Raw genomic sequence first — 13,649 nt, 5'->3', positions numbered from 1 at the left:
AAGCTCGTCCGCAAGCCGGGGTTGCTCCGCCGCCCGACCCGCATGTCATTGATAATTCGCATCGGGCGTCGCCATTAAGGTTGCCAGGAACTTTCACGCCCGTGCTGGAGCCCGATACTTCCACAACGTTGCATTGCAGTGCATGAATTCGGGCACACGCAACCTGCGCGACTGCAGCGTGCGTACAACCGTCGCAGGAAACTGTGCCGGCTCGGGCTCAGGGTTGCGCCCGAACGTCAACCATTCGTCTGCCGCGAGATCATCACGCAGATCTTGGGCGGGCGCGATTCGGGGTGTCGTGGACATGAAGCGCAAAGCGGCGGATCGTCAGTTACGTCGTCTGCAGGCGGAGCAGAGCTTCGATCCACGCACATGGCGCGATCGGCAGCTCGGCCGTGCCGTTCCGTTCTACGGCTCGGAGCTGTTCCAGCTCGGCTGCCCGCCGCTGGCGTCGTTCATCGCCGCGTTCCTCGGCTGTCTGATGACCCTGCATCTGAGTGCAACCGGGCTGTCGCCGCTGATTGCCTCGGCCGCGGCGGCTTTGCTGCTGTGCGCCTCGCTGATCCTGACACGGACCGCGGATCTGGTGCCGAGCACGTTCTTCTCGTCGGCCTATGGCGGCAGCTTCGTCGGCATGACTCCGGTGGCGCTGTTGAACGCAAGCGTCATTCGCGCCGGCCTGCCGCTCGACGCCGCCTTCGTGCTGCTCTCGCTGTTCTGTGGACTGGCGTTCTGTCTGGGCTGTGCGCTCGACATGTGGCTGCGTGGCGGGCTCGCGCGCGGCTATGGCGGACGACTGGGCGCGCTGGCGGCGGTCGCTTCGTTCCTGTTCGTCGGTCTCGCGCCGCTGCTCGGCACCGAGGGCGAGCTGTTTCCGATCGCGCGCCGCGGCGTGCTGGAGCAGGGGCTCGGCAGCACCGCGCTCACCTTCGCGTTGTGCGCGGTCGGCATGCTGGCGACGATGGCCGCCTTGCGCTGGGCGCCCGTGGCAGGGTCGCGCCGCGCGGTACGCATCTTCGTTGCGGCGTCGGTGGCCTTTGCCGGCCTCGTGGCGCTGCAGCTTCTGCCCAGCGGGGCCCCTGATCTCGACGCCTATTCTGCCGGTTGCTTCGTCGGCATGTCGTCGTCGCGGCGGCTGCGCAGCCTGCCGCAGGCGATGGCTGCGGCGGTGCTGCTGACGGGCCTGTTGATCCTCACCGGTCCCATCCTGCCGAGCGTCGGCGGCAGCCTCGGATACATCGCCTTCGTCTCGGTCATCTTCGTGGATGCTGCGGTTCGTCTGTTCGTCGAGGCAGGGGAATCGCCGTGGCAGACCGTCCTCGCCTGGACGCGGGGACTCGTCGCCACACTCGCCATTTTCGCGGTGCTGCTCGCCAGCGAGCTGATGTTTCAGCCGCCGGTGGCGGAGCCCAACGGTCCGTTCGTGAACGCGGACAAAGCCGCCGCGCCGGTGCGGACCACGATGCCCTTACACGACGAGGATCGGCGCGATGGCGCGGCGTTCGGCGAGCCGGCCTCGGCCGCTGACACAGCGCCGGATCTGCCGCTTCAGATCCTGAATCCGGAGGGCGCCAATCCGCTCGCCCTGCGGCCCTCGAGTGAGCCGGCCCAGGAGTCCGCGTCGCCCGCGTCTGCAGAGCCGTCCCGGCGGATCGGTCGCGATGGTCGGCCGGCGGGCGTCCTGGCTGCGCGGCTGAAGCGCCAACAGACACGGGTGGTGCCGCACGCGACGACCCGACAGCACATCATGGCCCGCCATGAGGTGCAGCAGCCCGTGCCGGAGTGGCGGCCTGATCCGTCGACGTTGGCGGGCCCCTGACGGGCCGCGAGCATTTTTGCGGCCATAACCCGACTCGGCCATACCTCCGCACGCGTTTTGCCATGTTTTCACTGCATCGTGCACACAGCGGTGCTTAGCGGATGATGCAGGCCCGTCCGGCTCTTGTCTTCTGCTCGTACGTCAGGACGCAAACGACGTGGGATCTTTCGCCCGCATCGCGGCTGTCGTTCGGCGTCAGGAGGAGGTGAGGGCCGAGCCGATCCACATTTGGGGGCGGTTCGCAGATGCAGCAGGCCTTTGATGGTGCGCCATACCGGACGGGCCTGCCGGTCCTGTTCCAGCCGCGTCCTCAGCCGCGGCGTTCTGATCTCCCTGTTGCGCTTGTCGTGGCCTTCGCCGGCGCCTTTCTCGGTTGTCTTGCCACGCTGCATCTGAACGCGCTGGGCCTGTCGCCCGCGCTCGCCTCGGCGGCGGTGACGGTCGTGCTGTGCGCAGGCCTGGTCGTCGCGTCTCCGGACAACCTCGCCGCGACCACGTTTTCGTCCTCGGTCTATGGCGGCAGCTTCAGCGGCATGACTCCGATCGGACAGCTCAGCGAAAGCGTCGCTCGTACCGGATTGCCACAGGAGGCATCGCTCTATCTGCTGTCGATATCCTGCGGCCTGCTGTTCTGCATCTTCACTGCGATCGAAACCCGGCGGCGCGTCGTGCTGTTGCAGGGCTATGGTGGTCGGCTCGGCGTGTTGGCTGCGATCGGATCGCTGCTGTTCGTCACGCTCGGGCCGTGGCTCGCCGGACAAGGCGGATCGCTCCGTCTGGGGCATCTGAATCAATTCGACCAGGAGCTCGGTGGCTCGCTCGCGATCCTTGCGGCCTGTCTCGCCGGGACGTTCCTGACCATGGTCATGCAACGGCTTCCGCACGTCGCAGAGTCGGGGCGGGCAGCCCGCACCTTCGTCTCGGCCACGCTGGCGTTTGCCGGAATGGCGGTCATGCGAGGGCTCTGGTCCGACGAACGCTGTCTCGTCGATGCCTATTATGCCGGATGTTTTCTCGGGATGTCTTCGCCGCAGCGGCTGTCAGGCCGGTTGCAGCCGATCGTGGCCGCGCTGACGCTCACCGTGGTTCTGGTCCAGGCTTCGACGGTTCTGCCCCTGGTCGGCGGCAGCCTCGGCCTTGCGGCGTTCATTGCGGTGGCCGGCGTCGACCTGGCTTGGCGGACGGGTGGCGCGATGTCCGTTCCCCCATCCACGAAGCTCGCGCTTGGCCGAAGCCTGGCCGTCGCCGTGACGGCGGCGGGGTTTCTGCTGCCGAGCCATGTTTTTCACGGGCTGGCCGACGAGATGGCCGGCGTGGTCCTGTACGAGCCGGATCCGGCCGACACTCCTTCTGCTGCGGTCCAACCTGAAAGGCAGATCGTGGACGCCGTTCCGGACGCAGGCTCGCCGGCGCCGGTCGGGCCTGCCGTGGACCTCGATCCGGCCCCCGCCGCCGTCACCAAGGCCGAGGTCATTGCGATTGACGCCGCGCCCCTCGCAGTCGCTGCTCCCGCGGTCGGCGAGGCCCCGGCACCGCCGGTGCGCGCAGAACAGACTCGGACCCGGCGGACGAGTCGCACCGTGCCAGGCTATTCGCTGCCGCCTCGGGCGGATTCGGGACCCTGGGGCATCATCCGCAGCGGCGATCCCGGGCGGACCGGCGCGGCTGATGCCCGTCCGGTGCGCGCGAAGCCTGCCGCTGTCCGTGCCGTCGTCCCGACATCGGCGGCGCCGCGCGCCCAGCTTCAGAACGCACCGAAGAAGCCGGCGCGGGCGGCCGCGACGGTCTCCCCCGAATGAGCCATTCCTGAAATTGGCGTCAGCCGAACTTGCGCCGCGCGTCGAGCGCGAGCCCGATGCCGACGCTGCCGAGCAGGTCGGTCTCGGCGATGCGCGCCGCCGGAAACAGCGCCAGGATGGCCTGACGCAGCGCCGGCACCATGCTCGAGCCGCCGGTGAGGAAGATGGTGTTGATGGCAGCGGCCTCGACGCCGGCATCGTCGAGCAGCTTCGTCACCGTGCCGACGACGCGCTCGATGGAATCGGCGATGGCGCGGTCGAAATCCTTGCGCGTGAACTTGATGCGCGCCCAGTCGTCCTTCTCCGACAGCACCGAGGTCAGCGACTTCGCCGCCGTCAGCGCGATCTTGGCCTGCTCGACACCGATCGCGAGCGTATGGCCGCGATGCTCCTCCACCACCTTGATGAAGCGGTCGACCAGATCGCGCCGCTCGGCCTCGTAGCGGATCTGGCGCAGCTCGCCGATCACGCCTCTCTTGTAGAGCTGGTTGATGCGGTGCCAAGTGGCGAGCTCGTGGTAGTACAGCGTCGGCAAATTGCGCTTGCCGTCGGCGGTCAGGCTGCCATAGCCGAGATGCGGCATCACGCTCTTCAGACTGAGCAGCCGGTCGAAATCGGTGCCGCCGATATGGATGCCGCCATTGGCGAGGATGTCGTCCTCGCGATGCGCCTTGCTGCGCCGCTCAGGCGAGACGCGCACGATCGAGAAATCCGAGGTGCCGCCGCCGATGTCGACGATCAGCACCAGCTCTTCGTGCGCGACCTGCTGCTCGTAGTCGAGCGCGGCGGCGATCGGCTCATATTGGAACGCGATGTGCTTGAAGCCCTGGTCGCGCGCGATTCCCTCCAGCGCGCTCTGCGCTTCCGCGTCGGCCGCATCATCCTTGTCGACGAAGCGGACGGGACGGCCGAGCACGACCTGGTTGATCTCCCTGCCGAGCCTCTTCTCGATCTGCGTCTTCAGATGCGCGAAGAAGAAGCCGAGGATGCCGGCAAACGGCACCGCCTTCTGCCGGATATAGGTCTTCTCGTGAATCAGCGCGGTGCCGAGGATGCTCTTCAGCGCGCGCATGAAGCGGCCGTCGTGGCCGGTCAGATAGCGCTCGATCGCGTTGCGCCCGAACTGGATGCCGTGATCCTCGAAATCGAAGAACATCGCGCTCGGCAAGGTCCGCTGCTCGCCCTCCAGGGGGATGAGCTGGGCTGAGGCATGATCGCTGAGGCCGACGGTGGTGTTCGAAGTGCCGAAGTCGATGCCACAATGGGCCGCTGCCGCCATGCTCGTCTCGTTTCCGTCCGGGGGGCGGTCCGCTTAGCCGTTCGGCGGCGCGATGTCATCCGCCAATATGCGGAGCGGCGCGCATGGCGGTCGTCTGGCGGAGAGATGACTGTGCATCCCTGCCTGTCGAAGGTGCAGTCGGGGGCTCTCACGCCCCCGGCTGTCCGGTGATCATCCCGCCGGCCTGAACGCCGGTCCCTCGAAGCGCAGCCCGGCTGCGCCGCGTTCGACGCGGTCATGCGCCGCGTGGATGAGGCGCGCGTCGCCGGCGTCCGCCAGGCGCGCGCGGCCGTCCAGCAACGCGGCGAGACGCGCGAGTGCCAACGCCTTGTTGCGATGCTGCGAGCGGCCGTCGCGCGCGATCGCGACCAGCCCCGTCGGCACGTGAACCGCGCGCACGGCGCTCTCGGTCTTGTTCTGGTGCTGGCCGCCAGGCCCGCCGGCACGAAAGCTTTCGAACCGGACGTCGGTGGCCGCCAACGCCGCCATCCGTTCCGACAGGGGCAGATCGACGATGCCGACGAACCAGTTCTTGCGGCCGTGATGCGGCCGCAGCGGACTGCGGCACACCCAGAGCAGCGAGCCCTGCGTCCAGCGCCGCGCGAGGTCAGACGCCGCCGGCCCGTCCAGCACGACGATCGCGCTGGCCGGCCCATGCCGGTCGGTCTGCTCTCGCGCGATCGCGCATGCGCAGTCCGCCGCCTCGGCCTCGTCGGCGAGCCGCTGAAGCGCATGCGCCACCGCGAGCCGGCATTCTGCGGGACCGCGCCCCGCCGTGAGGAGCAGCCGTCTCATCGCCGGTCCTCCTTGCGCGGCCGCTCGACGGCGATCTTCTTCACCGTCACCAGCGGGCGGAAGCTGGCGACGACGCGCGCGAGCCCGAATGCTTCGAGATCGGCGATCACGCCGGCGATCGGCTTGTAGGCCTCCGGCGCCTCCTCGGCGAGCAGCGCGCGGTCCTCGCAGATCACGCGGCCGCCGAACGGATTGCGCGCGAGACGCTCGCGATCCGATCGCGTGGCGCCGACACGGCCGATCATCGATGACCGGTCGAACTTGCGACCGGCGCCATGGGCGATCGACCACAACGCCTCGTTTGGCGCTGACGCGAGCGGCGCGACCAGATAGGATAGCGCGCCGCGCGAGCCCGGCACGACGACGAGCCCCTGGTCGGACGGCGCCGCGCCTTTCCGGTGCAGCACGCCGTCTGCGCGGTGCTCGATGCAATTGTGCGAGCACGCGCAGACCGGATCGGCCTCACAGCGCAAGGCCGTCGCGGCCCGCTGCGCGATGATCTGCCGGTTCAGCGACGCCCAGCGCAGCGCGTGGTCATGCGCGGCCAGATAGGCCTGACCGGCTTCGCTGTCGGGGGCGAGCGGCTTCAGCCCGTCCGCGACCTGCCGTTCGAGCAGCGCGTGGCCGAGGCCGCGCGAGCCCGAATGCACCAGCAGATGCGCGCGGTCGCGATCGATGCCGCAGCACGGATCGAACACCTCCTCGACCGCCTGCAGCTCGCAGAAATGATTGCCGCCGCCGATCGTGCCGAGCGAGGCATCGAAGTCGGACGGTGCCAGCTCACATCTCGCGAGATCGCTTGCGATGTCGCCGTCATAGGGTGTGGCGACGTCGCGCAGCCGGTCGGCCGCCTTGTCGACGCGGATGCGGCGCGACGCGAGGTCGAGCGCGAACAGCGCCATGCCGCAGCCCGCGTCGGAGCCGACGAAGGCCGGGTGCATATGGTCGGCGAGAATGGCGCAGCCGACCGGGCCGAACTTGCCGGGATGCAGGTCCGGCATGCCGGCGACGGCACGCACGCCGGAGATGGCAGCCACCGTTTCGAGCTGGCGCACGGCGGCGCCCTCGATCCAGGAGCTGGACGAGTAGTAACCGTGAATCGGCGCACGGCCGTCCACGCGATGGGAATTGCCCATGGGAGTACCTTGGAGACAGACAGGGAGATATGGTCAGGGATGATCAGCGCGCGCGAAGGCGCACGCAGGCCGCGCCACACCTCGCCTCACGCGAGGATCAGGCCCGGCGGCTCCTGGCGGAGCAACGGATGATCGCAGTCATCGTCTTTCTCCAATCGGCGGAGCGGAATGCTCGACGCCGGTGGCGTACTAATCACATCGTTCGTGGTTTGACAATGTGTCTGATGAGTTGATCTGCTGGCTGTGGCGGACGCGACACGGCAACCGCCGCAGCGATCAGAACAACGCCAGGAAATCGATGCGTCGACGATGACCTTGTCGAAGGACGGTGGCGGATCGATTACCGGGAGCACCCCATGCGACGGAAGCGCTGCGACCTGAGCGACATGTCCGCCACGCAGCCGATGATGCCGAGCCGGCGTACCCGAACGATCGTATCAGTCATGGTTCAAAGTCTCCCATGCTGCCGTCGGTCAAGCTCATATAAGGCGTGCCCCCAGCTGCTGCGCCTCCCAGCCTTCAAGGAATTCACGCTGCTGCGTGATCCAGCGGACCGGCTCGCTGCCCCACTCGCGCGAGCGGCTGGCCTGTTCGCCCATCAGCCAGATGTGCCTGACGATCACGAAGGCATGCGCGGCCTCGAAATCCGCCGCCGAGATCGGGCGGACCGATCGATAGCCGTCGACGAAAGCATGCCACGCCGCGTGAAAGCGCCGACCGAACGACAGCTTGGCCCACAGGAACACAGCCAGGTCATAGGCCAGATAGCCGCGGCCGCCATCGTCGAAATCGAAGAAGACGGCCTCGCCAGCGGCGCCGATACGCGCATTGAAGCCATGGCAGTCGCCGTGACAATGCGTCCACGCCAGGCCTTGCATCGCCTCGATTCCGGCGGCTGTTCGCGCACAGACCTCCTGAAGAAAGCCGCCGTCGTCGGATCCGATGGTGCGACAGAGATTCTCAACGCGCGCGAGCGGCCGGTGCAACAGATGGTCGAGGTCCAGCCGGTAGAGCGGCGCTCCCGGCTGATAAGACATCGCCGCATCGTGGACTCTCGCAAGCGTGACGCCGTTGGCGTGAGCATCGGATTGCGAGGCGACGTCCGGCATTCGTCCATCGATTGCGGGAAACAGCACGCCTTCCCGTCGGCCTTCCGCCGCCTCGCCGCGCGGCTACGGGCACGCCGCAGCGCGCCAGATGCGCGAGAAAGTCGGTTTCGGTGCGGACATCGGCCGCGCCTCGGGCGCGGTGATGCGACAGCCGAAAGACGTAGCGGTCGCCGCTCGCGGTCGTGACAAGATAGACGTCGTTGAAACCGCGATTCACCATTCGGCACGCGAGCGGCTCTGATAGCACGTAGTGATGGGCCACGAAGCGTCCGATGCTCTCGGCGCTGGTTGTCGTGTAGAGCGGCTCGAATTCGGGCACAGTGCCTGTTCCGGAATGATGCGATGTTGTGGCATCCTAAGCCGCTGCGGCTCGCGGTGGAAGGCGGCGAACGCGCGTGTGATGGAGTCGCTCAGGCGTATTCAGGTCGTGCGGGGCTGCCCGCCGGCCAAATCAGTCAATGTTTCGCGCGCAATCGGCCGACATTGTCCAGAGCCTCGACGAAAAAGATTCTTGTTTCTTGTTTTCGGAATTTGTGGTCATCTATCGCCATCCCGCCTCATGCAGAGGGGCGTACGCGTCGTCACGATACGCTGGGGTGGGGAGTGGTGGCCGTTGCGATGTCGGGCGCGTTCGCGCGCAGACGACTGACGCCGTGACGGACGGTCAAGCCGTGTGGTCCTGGCGCCCCGACGCTGGCGTCAAGTCTGCTGCGACATGACGTGTCGTGCGGATGACGGGGGCAAACAAGCCGGTCCCCGGGGAGAGCGCGGAGCAGCCGTGAAAACCATCGCGCGGGGAAGGCCGGGTCGATCCGGCTGTACCTGTGGTTCCTGCCCCGTGCATTTTCTCCGCACGGGGGCCACGGGCCTCAGCCGAGGCTCGGTCTTCCCTGCACCCTCTCGATTGCAGAGAGGGAGTTCTATCAGCACGGCTCGGGCGGATTGCGCCGCGAGAGCGCAGACGCGTGTCTCGGCAGACGCATGTAGCACGAACGCGACTGGGCGCCGGTGCGTCGGCGACCCGCGTTGCGCTGACAGGCGGTCGAATGCCGCAGCCGAGCGGATCTTGCGCAGGTCCCGGTTGACCGAGATCAACAGGGCTCGCGCCTGCTCCCCTAAGCCCCTACAACTCTGTTGTTCGTCGTGATCAGGAATGGAATTCGTGGTGCCGCAAGATCCAATCGTGCCTGCGTCCGGCTTGCGGCGTCGCCTCGGACTGCCGTTGCTCGTGCTCTACGGCACGGGCGTGACCGTCGGAGCCGGCATCTACGTCCTGATCGGCGCGGTCGCCGGCCATGCCGGCATCCATTCCTCCTGGGCGTTTGCGCTGGCGGCGTTCGTAATGACGTTCACCGCCGCCTCCTATGCCGAGCTTGCGACCCGCTATCCCGTGAGCGCCGGCGAGGCCGCCTATGTCCGCGCGGCCTTCAAGTCGCGGCTGTTGTCGACCGCGGTCGGCACGCTGCGGCTCGCCACCGGCATCATTGCCGCGGCCGCGGTGACGCTCGGCGGCGCCGGCTACATCCGGCAGCTCATCGACCTGCCGACGCCGTTGATCGCGATGGCGATCGTGGTCGCGCTCGGCATGGTGGCGTCCTGGGGCATTCTCGAATCGGTAATGCTCGCCGGACTGCTGACCCTGATCGAGACCGGCGGCCTGCTGTGGATCATCGTCTCGGCCGTCCACTCCGGCGTCGCGTTCGGCCCGGCCTTGCTGATCCCGCCGCCGCTCGAGCTCGGCGTTCTCTCCGGCATTACCTTCGCCGGCCTGCTGGCGTTCTTCGCCTTCGTCGGCTTCGAGGACCTCGCCAACGTCGTGGAAGAGGCCAAGCGCCCGCAGCGCAACATTCCGTGGGCGATGGCGCTGACGCTGCTGATCACCTCCGCGCTCTATGTGCTGATTGCCGCGATCGCGGTGACCGCCGTGCCGCCGGCCGTGCTGTCGGCCTCGCCGGCGCCGCTCAGCCTGGTGTTCAATGCCGTCGCCGGCATCAGTCCGGCCACCTTCAATGCGATCGCGATCGTGTCCACGCTCAACACCATTCTCGCCCAGATGACGATGACGGCCCGCGTCGTCTACGGCATGGCGGGGCAGGGCGACCTGCCGCGCATCGCCGGCCGGGTCGATCCCCGCACCGGAACGCCGCTGATCGCAACCGGCCTCGTCATGCTGGCGGTCGCGATCCTGGCGCTGGCCTTCCCGCTGGAGCGGCTGGCGGAAGGCACCTCGCTCGCGACGCTGACGATCTTTGCCATCGTCAACCTGTGCCTGCTGCGGATTCGCATCCGGCGCATCGGGTCGGATGCTCCCCATGTCAGGGTGCCGCTATGGATTCCCGCACTCGGTCTCATCACATGTCTGCTGATGATCGTCAGCGCATTCGTCGCGCCGTGAACAGGTGTGATTCAGGACGATGGCGATGCCGGATGTCATGAGCCTCAGTCCCGAGATCATCGCGATCGTCGTCGCACTCGGCATCGGATTGCTGATCGGTCTCGAGCGCGAGCGGCGCAAGGGCGAGGGACCCGGTCGCTCGTCCGCGGGGTTGCGGACCTTTGCCGTGGCGTCGCTGGCCGGCGCGATCGGCATGCTGATCGGCGGCAAGCTGCTGCTGGCCGTCGTCACCGCTGGAATCATGGTCCTGACGGCGATCGCCTATTGGCGTTCGCGCAGCGACGATCCGGGACTGACCTCGGAGGCGGCGCTGATCCTGACCGTCCTGCTCGGCGGCCTCGCCACCGAGCGTCCGGCCCTGGCGGCCGGCGTCGCCGTCGTGCTGGCGGTGTTGCTCGCGGCGCGGCCGATGCTGCACGATTTCGTCCGTTCGGTGCTCAGCGAGAGCGAGCTCAAGGACGGCCTGATCTTTGCCGCGGCGACGCTGGTCGTGCTGCCCCTGCTTCCGGATCAGCCGATCGGTCCGTTCGGGGCGGTCAACCTGCGCGGCATCTGGACGCTCGTGGTGCTGATGATGGCCATCGGCGCCGCCGGACATGTCTCGATGCGTCTGCTCGGCGCCCGCGGCGGGCTCGCGGTGTCCGGCTTCGCCTCGGGCTTCGTCTCCAGCACCGCCACGATCGGCGCGATGGGCGCGCGGGCGCGCAAGGCGCCGGAGCTTGGCGGTGCCGCCGCCGCGGGCGCGGCATTGTCGACGGTGGCGACCATCGCCCAGCTCGCCGCGGTGCTGGCCGTCACCAGCCTGCCGGCATTGCACGCGCTGCTGATTCCGCTGCTCTGTGCCGGCGCGGCGGCGGCGATCTACGGTGGGATCTTCACGATCGTCGGGCTGCGCCAGAGCGGCGCCGCCGACCTGCCGACGGGGCGCGCCTTCAGCCTGCCGGGCGCGCTGCTGCTGGCGCTGACGATCTCGGCGGTGCTGGTGCTCTCGGCCGCGTTGCGCGAGGCGTTCGGCGAAGCCGGCCTGGTGGCGAGCGCCGCCGTCGCCGGCCTGGTCGACACCCATGCGCCGGCGGTGGCCGCGGCCACGCTTGCCGCGTCGGGCAAGATCGGCGCCGCCGATGCCGTGGCGCCGGTGCTGGCGGCGCTGTCGGCGAACACGATCAGCAAGATCGTGGTGGCGTGGACCAGCGGCGGGTCGTCCTTCGCCCTGCGCCTCGTTCCCGGACTCATCCTGGTCATCGCCGCCGCCTGGGCCGGCGCCCTCGGTCCGAGCCTTGCGCAGATGCTGATCCTTCCGTGAGACGAGCGCAGCGCCTACGCGCTGCGCGGCAAGGGCTCGACCGCGGCCGCAGCGCCGCTGCGATGCTGGACGAGCCACGCGATCGCGTCGTCCTCCTTCATCGGCTTGCCATACAGCCAGCCCTGTCCGTAGGAGCAGCCGAGCATGCGAAGGCACTCGGCATCCTGTTCGCTCTCGACGCCCTCGGCGATCATGCGGTGGCCGAGCGGCAGCGCCACCGCGGTGATCGCGGCGACGAGCTGCTGGTCCCGGCGGTTGCCGGCGATGCCGTGGATGAAGGAGCGGTCGATCTTGATGGTGTCGATCTCGACCGCCATCAGGTTGGCGATCGAGGAATGGCCGACGCCGAAATCGTCGATCGCAAGACCGAAGCCATATTGGTCGATCAGCTTCAATTCGTCGGCGCAGCGCCTGGGATCGAACATCGCCTCTTCGGTCACCTCGATCTCGATCCGGTGCGGATCGACGCCGTAGCGCTCGGAGACGGTCTTCAGGGTCTGCGCCGGCGAGTGAAGCGGGAATTCGCGCGGCGAGACGTTGATCGACACCCGGATGCCGTGCGCCTTCTTGCGGTCGAGCGCGCGCAGGAACGCGCAGACGCGCTCGCCCACGAACTCCGTGAGCTGGCCCGACAGGCGCAACCGGATCGCCGCGGACACGATGTCCGGCGGCGGGATCAATCCGGCGCTCGGATGCTTCCAGCGCAGCAGCGCCTCGAAGCCGATGACCTCCTGGGTCGCCATCGCCACCTGAGGCTGGAATTCGACGTGGAGCTCGCGGCGGGCCAGCGCCGCCGGCAGCTCGGCGTCGAGCCGGCGCTGCAGTGTCAGCTCGGACTGCATCTTGGCGTCGAACACGCGCATGCAGGCGCGGCCGTCGTCCTTGGCGCGGTAGAGCGCGACGTCGGCGCGGGCGGAGAGCTCTTCCAGATCGATCGGGCCTTCCGCCTGCGTCGCGATGCCGATCGAGCAGCTGACGGGCAGCAACTGGCCCGCGATCGCGAGCGGCTGCGCGAGGGCGGCCATCAGCCATTCGGCGAGTGCGGCGGATCGGCTCGCCACATCGTCGCCCTGCATGACGACGACGAACTCGTCGCCGCCCAGGCGGACCGGCAGATCCTCACCGCGGCAGGCGGATTGCAGCAGCGCGGCGATGGCCTGAATGACCCGGTCGCCGGCATCGTGGCCGCGCGCGTCGTTGATGGTCTTGAAGTTGTCGACGTCGATCAGGAGGAATGCGACCCCGCGTCCGGAACGGCACGCCGCGGCGGCCACGGTGCGGAAGTGACTGCGATTGGCGAGCCCGGTGAGCGAGTCCGTGCGAACCAGACGCTCCAGGGCGTGATTGGCCTCGGCCACCGACTCCGCGAGCACCGTCGCTTCGATGGCGGTATTCTGGCTCGCGATGAAGTTGCGCTCGCCGAGCCGCGAGGCGCGGAACAGCATGAAGGTCAGGAACGCGACGTCGGCCGCGACGACGTAGTCGACGTCGCTGCCCGAGATCAGCATCCGCAGCACGGTCGCGCCCATCAGTGGCGCGCCGAAGGCGATCGCCATCGGCGAATAAGCGAGACTCTGGATGATGGCGCCGGTGGTGGTCCCGGCCATGATGAAGACGACGTCGTTGACGTTGTGCGCGCGGGAGAAGGCCGGCAGCGCGATCGGGACGATCGCCCACAGCACGCCGCTGGCGAAGGCCATGATGGTGAGATTGCGCAGCACGCGCTGTGCATCGCGCTCGATCCGTCCGGATGCCTTCAGGTACGACACCCATCCGGCGCGGAATGCGGCGAAAACGATGGCGGCGCCCAGCCAGCCGAAGATGAGGGTGCCGCCCTCCCTGAGATACAGCAGCAGCGCCAGCGAGGTTGCGATCGCCACGTTGGCAAACAGGGTCAGGGAAATGTTCTGCAGCGAGCTCGCCGCCTGGGCTTTCGCGAGCGCCGCCGCCTTGCACTCGGGGATTGCGGTCTGCATGCGCGGAACGGACAGCCTGCTCGAACAATGACGGAAGC

The 13,649-nt window shown here is 68.2% G+C and carries 8 protein-coding genes and 1 pseudogene; 4 read left to right on the top strand and 5 right to left on the bottom strand.

Annotation, left to right across the window (positions count from 1 at the left end; genetic code table 11):
- Positions 1-304: 304 nt before the first annotated feature.
- Together ACQR2C_RS17640 and ACQR2C_RS17635 are read left to right on the top strand one after the other, a co-directional pair.
- Positions 305-1,819 carry a hypothetical protein gene (locus ACQR2C_RS17640; protein ID WP_434881725.1) on the top strand — a complete coding sequence of 505 codons (1,515 nt, stop codon included), beginning with the start codon at positions 305-307 and terminating at the stop codon, positions 1,817-1,819.
- Positions 1,820-2,166: 347 nt separating this feature from the next.
- The gene (locus ACQR2C_RS17635) at positions 2,167-3,618 is read left to right on the top strand and encodes a hypothetical protein (protein ID WP_434881724.1); all 1,452 of its coding nucleotides are present in this window, start codon (positions 2,167-2,169) and stop codon (positions 3,616-3,618) included.
- Between the two features lie 19 nt (positions 3,619-3,637).
- Here the strand turns inward: ACQR2C_RS17635 and ACQR2C_RS17630 are convergent, their stop codons facing one another.
- The 4 genes and pseudogenes from ACQR2C_RS17630 to ACQR2C_RS17615 all read right to left on the bottom strand — a co-directional run bounded on the left by ACQR2C_RS17630 (position 3,638) and on the right by ACQR2C_RS17615 (position 8,256).
- Positions 3,638-4,897: an Hsp70 family protein gene (locus ACQR2C_RS17630; RefSeq protein WP_434881723.1), complete on the bottom strand. Its 1,260-nt coding sequence runs from the start codon at positions 4,895-4,897 to the stop codon at positions 3,638-3,640.
- Between the two features lie 171 nt (positions 4,898-5,068).
- Positions 5,069-5,692, bottom strand: a complete 624-nt coding sequence (gene prfH, locus ACQR2C_RS17625; protein ID WP_434881722.1) for a peptide chain release factor H — start codon at positions 5,690-5,692, stop codon at positions 5,069-5,071.
- Positions 5,689-6,828, bottom strand: coding sequence for an RNA ligase RtcB family protein (locus ACQR2C_RS17620; protein ID WP_434881721.1), 1,140 nt, complete (start codon positions 6,826-6,828; stop codon positions 5,689-5,691). Before ACQR2C_RS17620 ends, prfH begins: the two co-directional genes overlap by 4 nt.
- 479 nt (positions 6,829-7,307) lie before the next feature.
- Positions 7,308-8,256: pseudogene (locus tag ACQR2C_RS17615) on the bottom strand (phosphotransferase enzyme family protein).
- Between the two features lie 846 nt (positions 8,257-9,102).
- On the opposite strand from ACQR2C_RS17615, the gene ACQR2C_RS17610 reads away from it, so the two are divergent.
- Positions 9,103-10,332, top strand: coding sequence for an APC family permease (locus tag ACQR2C_RS17610; RefSeq protein ID WP_434874359.1), 1,230 nt, complete (start codon positions 9,103-9,105; stop codon positions 10,330-10,332).
- 25 nt (positions 10,333-10,357) lie between these two features.
- Positions 10,358-11,635 carry an MgtC/SapB family protein gene (locus ACQR2C_RS17605; protein WP_434881720.1) on the top strand — a complete coding sequence of 426 codons (1,278 nt, stop codon included), beginning with the start codon at positions 10,358-10,360 and terminating at the stop codon, positions 11,633-11,635.
- Positions 11,636-11,649: 14 nt separating this feature from the next.
- Here ACQR2C_RS17605 and ACQR2C_RS17600 read toward each other — a convergent pair whose 3' ends face one another.
- Positions 11,650-13,611, bottom strand: coding sequence for a putative bifunctional diguanylate cyclase/phosphodiesterase (locus ACQR2C_RS17600; protein ID WP_434881719.1), 1,962 nt, complete (start codon positions 13,609-13,611; stop codon positions 11,650-11,652).
- Positions 13,612-13,649: the final 38 nt, after the last annotated feature.

The organism is Bradyrhizobium sp. HKCCYLRH3061, assembly GCF_051168015.1.
Classification (GTDB): Bacteria; Pseudomonadota; Alphaproteobacteria; order Rhizobiales; family Xanthobacteraceae; genus Bradyrhizobium.
The sequence above is the reverse complement of the archived record's forward strand: the minus strand, read 5'-3'. Positions and strand labels throughout refer to the sequence as shown.

Bases quoted from the DNA above. Each gene is read 5' to 3' on its own strand.
- ACQR2C_RS17640 (WP_434881725.1), top strand. From the start codon at position 305: ATGAAGCGCAAAGCGGCGGATCGTCAGTTACGTCGTCTGCAGGCGGAG.
- ACQR2C_RS17630 (WP_434881723.1), bottom strand. From the start codon at position 4,897: ATGGCGGCAGCGGCCCATTGTGGCATCGACTTCGGCACTTCGAACACC.
- prfH (WP_434881722.1), bottom strand. From the start codon at position 5,692: ATGAGACGGCTGCTCCTCACGGCGGGGCGCGGTCCCGCAGAATGCCGG.
- ACQR2C_RS17620 (WP_434881721.1), bottom strand. From the start codon at position 6,828: ATGGGCAATTCCCATCGCGTGGACGGCCGTGCGCCGATTCACGGTTAC.
- ACQR2C_RS17605 (WP_434881720.1), top strand. From the start codon at position 10,358: ATGCCGGATGTCATGAGCCTCAGTCCCGAGATCATCGCGATCGTCGTC.
- ACQR2C_RS17600 (WP_434881719.1), bottom strand. From the start codon at position 13,611: ATGCAGACCGCAATCCCCGAGTGCAAGGCGGCGGCGCTCGCGAAAGCC.